Source organism: Collinsella sp. HCP3S3_E11 (assembly GCF_052067375.1).
Classification (GTDB): Bacteria; Actinomycetota; Coriobacteriia; order Coriobacteriales; family Coriobacteriaceae; genus Collinsella.
This window is the reverse complement of the sequence record NZ_JBQHQI010000014.1, coordinates 38,549-45,925: the sequence shown is the minus strand read 5'-3', so window position 1 is coordinate 45,925 and position 7,377 is coordinate 38,549. Positions and strand designations below refer to the sequence as shown.

The window sequence follows — 7,377 nt, the reverse complement described above, 5'->3', positions numbered from 1 at the left end:
CGGACCCCCTGTAGACGTTCAGCTCTCCCATTACGTTTCGCTCCATATCCCGCTCCTCCCGGGTCGGATACCCGATCGGAGCATAGTTCCGTTAGCGCAGTTGGTGAAAGTGCGTTAGCGGGGTCGGCGAAAGCGCGTTAGCGCATTCGGCGAGATGCGTTTGCGAAAGTGGTCAATTTTAGATTAGCGCTAACACGGCGGTGCTGGAGGAGGCCGAGCCCGACGCGCTGGCCTACCTCGACTTCCCGCCGACCCACTGGAAGCGCCTGCGCACCAACAACGTGCAGGAGAGGACCAACCGAGAGATAAAGCGCAGGTCGCGCGTCGTGCAGGTGTTCCCCTCCACGGGCTCGCTGGTGCGGCTCGCGGGCGCGGTCATGTGCGAGCAGGACGAGATATGGCAGGAGTCCAGGTACTTCTCGGAGGCGAGGATGAACGAGCTCTACGACGACGGTCGCACCCGGGGGATCGACGGTCCCGTCGACTGGGCGCGGCTCGAGGCGGAGGCAAGGAAGATGCTCGAGTCCGGCCTCGAGCTTGCGGACAGGGTCGAGGCGGCATAGGATATCAACCGTATTCCAGATTCTGGGACGCCGGGCCGACTCGCTTCGGATCGGGCACTACACCAACTTTCTCGACACTACCATTGCGTAAATGTCTTAGCAAACAACTCATTTCGCATTCGTCAGCAGTTTTTCTGCTGCAGATGAAACACTTGCTATTCCGTGACACCGTCGAAGAACTGGATAGGGAATAACGTTCGAGTTGCTTTTCGTTAATGCTTCCGGACGTATAGAATCGGAATGACTCATTCTTGATTCTCGTTTCACGAAGAAAGCTTGCCCAAGCCCGAGCAAGTCCAGCCTCCGGAATATCACCCGCACTCGAGCTGCTGATCGTTGGTGCAAGATGCAAAAAGAAGCTAAAGAGGCTTTTGAGCTTCATGTCCTCAGTTTCAAAAGGGGCAATGTGATTGGATATAATATCTGCAATCTTCAAACCGCATTCCCAACTCGACCCGACTAATGCTAAACGATCTCAAGCCCTGGCACATCATTCTAGCCCGACATCAGCTTAGGAAGTAGGGTGTCGCGTAAATTCGCCAGGGTTCTGCTTTCGGAGGCGTTGGCCTCCATGGCCTTCAACAATGGAATTGCCTTCCGCTCGTATTCTAGTCTTCTCCCGTCCTTCAAAACAGGAACTGCCAGTGACTTTAGCGTTGCCAGGTCAGATTAGCTTGAACTGCTTGGTGGACTCTTCGTGCATAATAGTTCTCTTGCCAACCGCCAATGAAATAAGAAAGCAGAACCTCAGGAGCCAACAATTTAGATCTCACAAGTGGTAATAGCGATTTCCTGGTTCTCCCACGGTGAAATTCGGGTTCATGTATGGATCGCCTTCGACATAGTAGTTTGCCCAGCGATAATTCATGTACGCAACCTCTTTGTGGAAGCGAATCTGCTTGTCCGTGTTGTTTTCAACGCCTCTAGAAATTGACTCGTAATGATACAGCTCGACTTCGGGCGTGTATACAACCAGATCGTTAATCTCGCGTAGCTTTAAGCAATAGTCAACATCATTAAATGCGACTTGAAGCTCTTCGGTGAAACCTCCGACTTTTTCGTATTCGCTTCGTTTGGTCATAATGCAAGCCGCCGTGACGGCGCTGAAGTCTTGCTGCGCATCGTTGAGTGCAAAATAGCCCCAGTTGTCTTTTGGCATGCTTTGGCAGAGATGTCCTGCGACGCCGCCCGTGACGCATAGGCCAGCGTGTTGAATGGTGTTGTCGGGATAGTAGAGTTTTGCACCAACTGCGCCAACATCCTCGCGTGCGCAGATGCCAAGCATAGTTTCAATCCAAGTGGGCGTAATCACTTCAGTGTCGTTATTTAGCAGCAAGAGATAATTGCCCTTGGCATGGGACACCCCAAAGTTCATGAGCTTGGAGAAGTTAAATTCGTGCTCCCAGGTAACAAGGCGAACGAAATCAGGGTATTTGGCTTGTAACTTATCGTAATACTCGAACGTCGCATTTTCCGTGCTGTTATTTTCGATTATCACAAGCTCGTAATTGTCGTACGTGGATTTCTCGACAATTGACGTAACGCAGTTATTGAGGATATCAGCGTGATCTTTGGTCGGAATGATGATCGAAACGAGCGGATGGGAATCTGGCGCGGCGTAAGTCACTTTATATGTAAAGGGACGACGCGCTTGTTCAACTTTAGCATTCAGCCCAAGCCTGTCGAGGTGATTCTGAACCGCCTTAATGCCCGCAATGGTGGCATAAGGTTTGCTGTCGGCATTTGCCGCGGTTGACGTTTCGCTTAGGCGCCAGTGATATAGAACTTTTGCAACATGGTGGACGTTCCTAGCCTTTTCCACAGCCCGGAGAGTCAAATTGTGATCCTGGGCCCCATCGAACTCTTTCGTATTCGGTTCCAGAGTGTCAAGAAGGGACTTACGGATGGTAAGCATGTGGCATATATAGTTATTATTTCTGAGTAAATCGATATTGAAATCCGGCTTAAAGAACGGCTGCGCTAGCTTTCCATCGGGCATGAGTTTATCTTCATCACAATATAGAAGATCGACGTCATCATTGTTTTCAATTGCCTCGGCATATGAGAACAACAAGTCCGGTTCAAGAATATCGTCATGGTCAAAGAAGCTAACGAAATCACCAGAAGCGATGGCAACGCCGGCGTTTGTATTTTCGGAAATGCCCTTATTCTCGGAAAGTGTAATTGATTTAATTCTGTTGTCGTGGGCCGTCTCCTGCTCAACGCGAACCTTTAGTTCCTGATTGTCAGGACTTGCATTAACTAGGATGAGCTCCCAGTTTGCATAAGACTGGTTTTTTACGGATTCGGTCATATCGTTAAAGAACGAAATGGGTGTGTTGTATAGAGGGACAATAATGCTGAACTTCGGAGCACTGTTGAAGACGATTTTTCTCTGCTTCTCCAGAGCGCCGATGGTTGCCTTATGCTCCGTGAACCATTCGGGATATTCAGGGTCAAACTGCGCATGGGTAAAGAGAAAGTTGGTCTCCTCAAGAAGCAAGCCTAACTTATCGGGTGTTAAGCAGTCAAATGCACTGAATGATGGGTGATTTTGATCGTCAATAACAAAGAAGTAACGATCGAACGCCTTTGGCATTCGAATTGAGAGCTGCGTTTCAAGCTGCTTTTTTTCAGACGTAAATCCAACGCTTGTTACATTCGAACCGAAATTGACGATGCTCAAATTAACTTCATTAAGGGTTCGATCGAAACAACGAAGTTTGATTTGCGAGTCGCTACGATACGGCGTCCTCACCGTGCACCTAAGGATATAGTCGTTTGAATCTTCGATGCACTGCCAGAAATCAATAGTTGCCATGTCAAACTCTGAAACGTCATCGTAGTTTCGGAGTTTGCTGCACATATTGGGTTTAATTTTGTAGTTAAGGCGAGACTCCCATTTGATGTTCTTGCAATTGAGCGAAAGGGAGTCACTGCTCAGGACACGATCGTCTTGGCCGATTTCGCTAAACTCAATTTTGATGGCGCGAGCATCGGGATCGGGGAGTACAAGGACGTATGAGTTCGAGTCACAACTATTGTCCCGGAATTTTAGGAGGGATAAAGGTAAACGGCGGTTATCGTCTGTAGTCGCTTGGGCTGTTACGCTGGAGCCTTTATGGATGTCTTCAATCTTAAGCTGCTGGTAGATTTTCCAGTTTCCTCTGCATACTCCGGTTGTTTCGACTCGCATTGTTTGCCTTTCGTTTGTTGGACACTGCTCATTGTACTTTTTCATTTGTTGCCTCGCTAGAAATGCAGAAAGAGTTGCGTGTTTCTGCTGTCCGATTTAAATAAGATGACGGGGAGGTTGCTGCCGGTGCGTATAATTTAATTAACTGTGCTTCAGTAATCGGCGGCTTTTGCTCAACGATTGTCAATCGAGAGGATTATTATGAAAGGCATCATCCTCGCCGGCGGGTCCGGCACCCGCCTGTACCCGCTCACGCTCGTGACCTCCAAGCAGCTGCTGCCGGTCTACGACAAGCCCATGATCTACTACCCGCTCAGCACCCTCATGCTGGCGGGCATCCGGGACATCCTGGTCATCTCCACGCCGACGGACCTCCCCAACTTCGAGCGCCTGCTCGGGGACGGCTCGCGCTACGGCGTGAACCTGTCCTACGCCGAGCAGCCGAGCCCCGACGGCCTGGCGCAGGCATTCACCATCGGCGAGGACTTCATCGCCGGCGAGCCGTGCGCCCTGGTGCTCGGCGACAACATCTTCTACGGCAACGGCCTGTCGCGCCACCTGACGCGCGCCGTGAAGAACGCCGAGTCCGGTAGGGCCACGGTCTTCGGCTACCACGTGGACGACCCCGAGCGCTTCGGCGTCGTGGAGTTCGACGGCGAGGGGAGGGCCGTCTCCATCGAGGAGAAGCCCGAGCGCCCCAAGAGCTCCTACGCCGTCACCGGCCTGTACTTCTACCCGGGCGACGTGGCCACCAAGGCGCACGAGGTGAGGCCCTCGGCCCGAGGCGAGCTGGAGATCACCACGCTCAACCAGATGTACCTGGAGGAGGGGACGCTGTCCGTGGTCACCCTGGGCCGCGGATACGCGTGGCTGGACACCGGCACCATGGAGAGCCTGCACGAGGCCGCGGAGTTCGTCCGCGCCGTCGAGCACTCCCAGGACCTGCCCGTGTCCGTCCCCGAGGAGATCGCCTGGGAGAACGGCTGGATCACCACCGAGGGGCTCAAGCAGGCCGCCGAGGCCTACGGCAAGTCGGTCTACGGTCAGCACCTGAAGAAGGTCGCCGCCGGCGAGATCGTCAACAGCCCGCGCGAGTACTAATCCGATTCAATGGGAGATAGAAACATGTCTGAAGAGCTCTTCGAGCCCAGGAACATCATCGTCACGGGCGGCTGCGGCTTCATCGGCAGCAACTTCGTCCACTACGTGGTCAACAACCACCCCGGGGTGCACGTTACCGTCCTGGACAAGCTGACCTACGCCGGCAACCCCGAGAACATCGCCGGGCTGCCCTCCGACCGCGTGGAGCTCGTCGTGGGCGACATCTGCGACGCCTCGCTTCTCGATAGGATCGTCCCGGGCCACGACGCCATCGTGCACTACGCCGCCGAGAGCCACAACGACAACTCCATCGCCGACCCCGAGCCCTTCCTGCGCACCAACGTCGAGGGCACCTTCCGCCTGCTGGAGGCCGTCCGCAAGTACGGCATCCGCTACCACCACGTGTCCACCGACGAGGTCTACGGCGACCTCGCGCTCGACGACCCCGCCAAGTTCACCGAGGAGACGCCCTACCACCCGAGCTCACCGTACAGCTCGACGAAGGCGTCCTCCGACATGCTCGTGCGCGCCTGGACCCGCACCTACGGCCTTCGCACCACGATCTCCAACTGCTCCAACAACTACGGTCCCTACCAGCACGTGGAGAAGTTCATCCCCAGGCAGATCACGAACATCATCGACGGCGTGCGCCCCAAGCTCTACGGTAAGGGCGAGAACGTCCGCGACTGGATTCACACCGAGGACCACTCCTCGGCCGTCTGGGACATCCTGACCAAGGGCCGCACGGGGGAGACCTACCTCATCGGCGCCGACGGGGAGAAGAACAACATCACGGTCCTGCGCATGATCCTGGAGGCGATGGGAAAGGACCCCGAGGACTTCGACTGGGTCGCCGACCGCCCCGGCCACGACCGCCGCTACGCCATCGACTCCACCAAGCTGCAGCGCGAGCTCGGCTGGAGGCCGGCCCACACCGACTTCGCCGAGGGGCTCAAGGCCACCATCGACTGGTACGTCGCCAACGAGGCCTGGTGGCGCCCGGCCAAGGAGGCCACCGAGGCCCGCTACCGCGCCCAGGGGCAGTAGGAGGGGGAGTTACATGGCAGACATCGCATTCGAGAAGGACCTGAAGGTCACCGAGACCGGCATCGGGGGCCTCAAGGTCGTCGACCTCGCCGTACACGGCGACTCGCGCGGCTGGTTCAAGGAGAACTGGCAGCGCGCCAAGATGACCGCCCTGGGCATCCCGGACCTCCGCGTCGTCCAGAACAACATCTCCTACAACGACAGCCGCGGCGTAACCCGCGGCATCCACGCCGAGCCCTGGGACAAGTTCATCTCCGTCGCCCGCGGCTCGGTCTTCGGCGCCTGGGTGGACCTGCGCGAGGGCAGCGCCACCTACGGCAAGGTGTTCACCTGCACCCTGGACCCAAGCAAGGCCATCTACGTCCCGCGCGGCGTGGGCAACTCCTTCCAGGCCCTGGAGGACGGCACCGCCTACACCTACCTGGTGGACGCCCACTGGTCCCTTGAATTGAAGAAGACCTACACGTTCGTGAACCTCGCCGACCCCGAGCTTGCCATCCAGTGGCCCATCCCGCTCGATGAGGCCACCGTATCCGAGGCCGACCTCAACCACCCGTACCTTAAGGACGTCGTCCCCATGGCGCCCAAGCGCACCCTCGTCACCGGCTGCAACGGCCAGCTGGGCCGTGCGGTCCGCGCGCTGGCCGAGGAGCGCGGCGTCGCCAAGGACTTCGACTTCTGCGACATCGACACCTTCGATATGTCCGACCCGGACGCCTATTCACAATACGACTGGTCGCTCTACGGCACCGTGATCAACTGCGGCGCCTACACGGCGGTCGACAGGGCCGAGACTCCCGAGGGCCGCGTGACCGCCTGGAAGGCGAACGCGACGGGGCCGGCGCTGCTCGCCCGCACCTGCGCCGAGCACGGGGTCACCCTCGTCCACGTTTCCTCCGACTACGTCTTCGACGGCACCGCCGAGGTCCACACCGAGGGGGAGCCCTTCAGTCCGCTGTCCGTCTACGGCCAGACCAAGGCCTCCGGCGACATCGCCGTGGCCGGGTGCCCGCGCCACTACATCATGCGCAGCTCCTGGGTCATCGGCGAGGGACGCAACTTCGTCAAGACGATGAAGGGCCTCTCCGACCGCGTCGCCGACCCCGAGGACGGGCTCACGCAGGTCACGGTCGTGGACGACCAGCTGGGACGCCTGACCTTCACGCGCGACATGGCCGAGGCCATCTTCCACGTGCTGGGCTCGCGCGCCCCCTACGGCACCTATAACTGCACCGGCTCCGGCGCCGTCAAGTCCTGGGCCGACATCGCCCGCGCCGTCTTCGAGGCCGCCAACGGCAACGGGGACAAAGTGGTCCCGGTCGGCACCGCCGACTATTACTCCGGCGCCGAGGGGCCCGTCGCCCCACGCCCGGTGCACTCCGCGCTGGACCTGTCAAAGCTCGATTCGGTCGGCTTCCACATGCCCGACTGGGAGGAAGAGCTTGGGGAGTACCTCAAGACGCTCTAGCC

The 7,377-nt window shown here is 57.3% G+C and carries 4 protein-coding genes and 1 pseudogene; 4 read left to right on the top strand and 1 reads right to left on the bottom strand.

The features are described from left to right. Positions 1 to 200 precede the first annotated feature (200 nt). Positions 201 to 563, top strand: a pseudogene (locus tag ACTM86_RS07765) (transposase); the annotation flags it as partial. Positions 564 to 1,332: 769 nt separating this feature from the next. Here the strand turns inward: ACTM86_RS07765 and ACTM86_RS07760 are convergent. After that, positions 1,333 to 3,804 (bottom strand): glycosyltransferase family 2 protein, encoded by a 2,472-nt coding sequence (locus ACTM86_RS07760; RefSeq protein ID WP_441016789.1) that lies wholly within the window; start codon positions 3,802 to 3,804, stop codon positions 1,333 to 1,335. 156 nt (positions 3,805 to 3,960) lie between these two features. On the opposite strand from ACTM86_RS07760, the gene rfbA reads away from it, so the two are divergent. Genes rfbA through ACTM86_RS07745 form a run of 3 tightly spaced genes read left to right on the top strand, consistent with a single transcriptional unit; the run spans position 3,961 to position 7,375 of the window. Then, the gene (gene rfbA, locus ACTM86_RS07755; RefSeq protein WP_441016859.1) at positions 3,961 to 4,860 is read left to right on the top strand and encodes a glucose-1-phosphate thymidylyltransferase RfbA; all 900 of its coding nucleotides are present in this window, start codon (positions 3,961 to 3,963) and stop codon (positions 4,858 to 4,860) included. A gap of 24 nt (positions 4,861 to 4,884) precedes the next feature. Then, positions 4,885 to 5,907 (top strand): dTDP-glucose 4,6-dehydratase, encoded by a 1,023-nt coding sequence (gene rfbB / locus ACTM86_RS07750; RefSeq protein ID WP_441016792.1) that lies wholly within the window; start codon positions 4,885 to 4,887, stop codon positions 5,905 to 5,907. 13 nt (positions 5,908 to 5,920) lie between these two features. Further along, positions 5,921 to 7,375: a sugar nucleotide-binding protein gene (locus ACTM86_RS07745; RefSeq protein ID WP_441016795.1), complete on the top strand. Its 1,455-nt coding sequence runs from the start codon at positions 5,921 to 5,923 to the stop codon at positions 7,373 to 7,375. The last annotated feature ends 2 nt before the right edge of the window (positions 7,376 to 7,377 follow it).

Coding starts and splice junctions, on each gene's coding strand:
- ACTM86_RS07760 (WP_441016789.1), bottom strand. CDS start 3,804: ATGAAAAAGTACAATGAGCAGTGTCCAACAAACGAAAGGCAAACAATG.
- rfbA (WP_441016859.1), top strand. CDS start 3,961: ATGAAAGGCATCATCCTCGCCGGCGGGTCCGGCACCCGCCTGTACCCG.
- rfbB (WP_441016792.1), top strand. CDS start 4,885: ATGTCTGAAGAGCTCTTCGAGCCCAGGAACATCATCGTCACGGGCGGC.
- ACTM86_RS07745 (WP_441016795.1), top strand. CDS start 5,921: ATGGCAGACATCGCATTCGAGAAGGACCTGAAGGTCACCGAGACCGGC.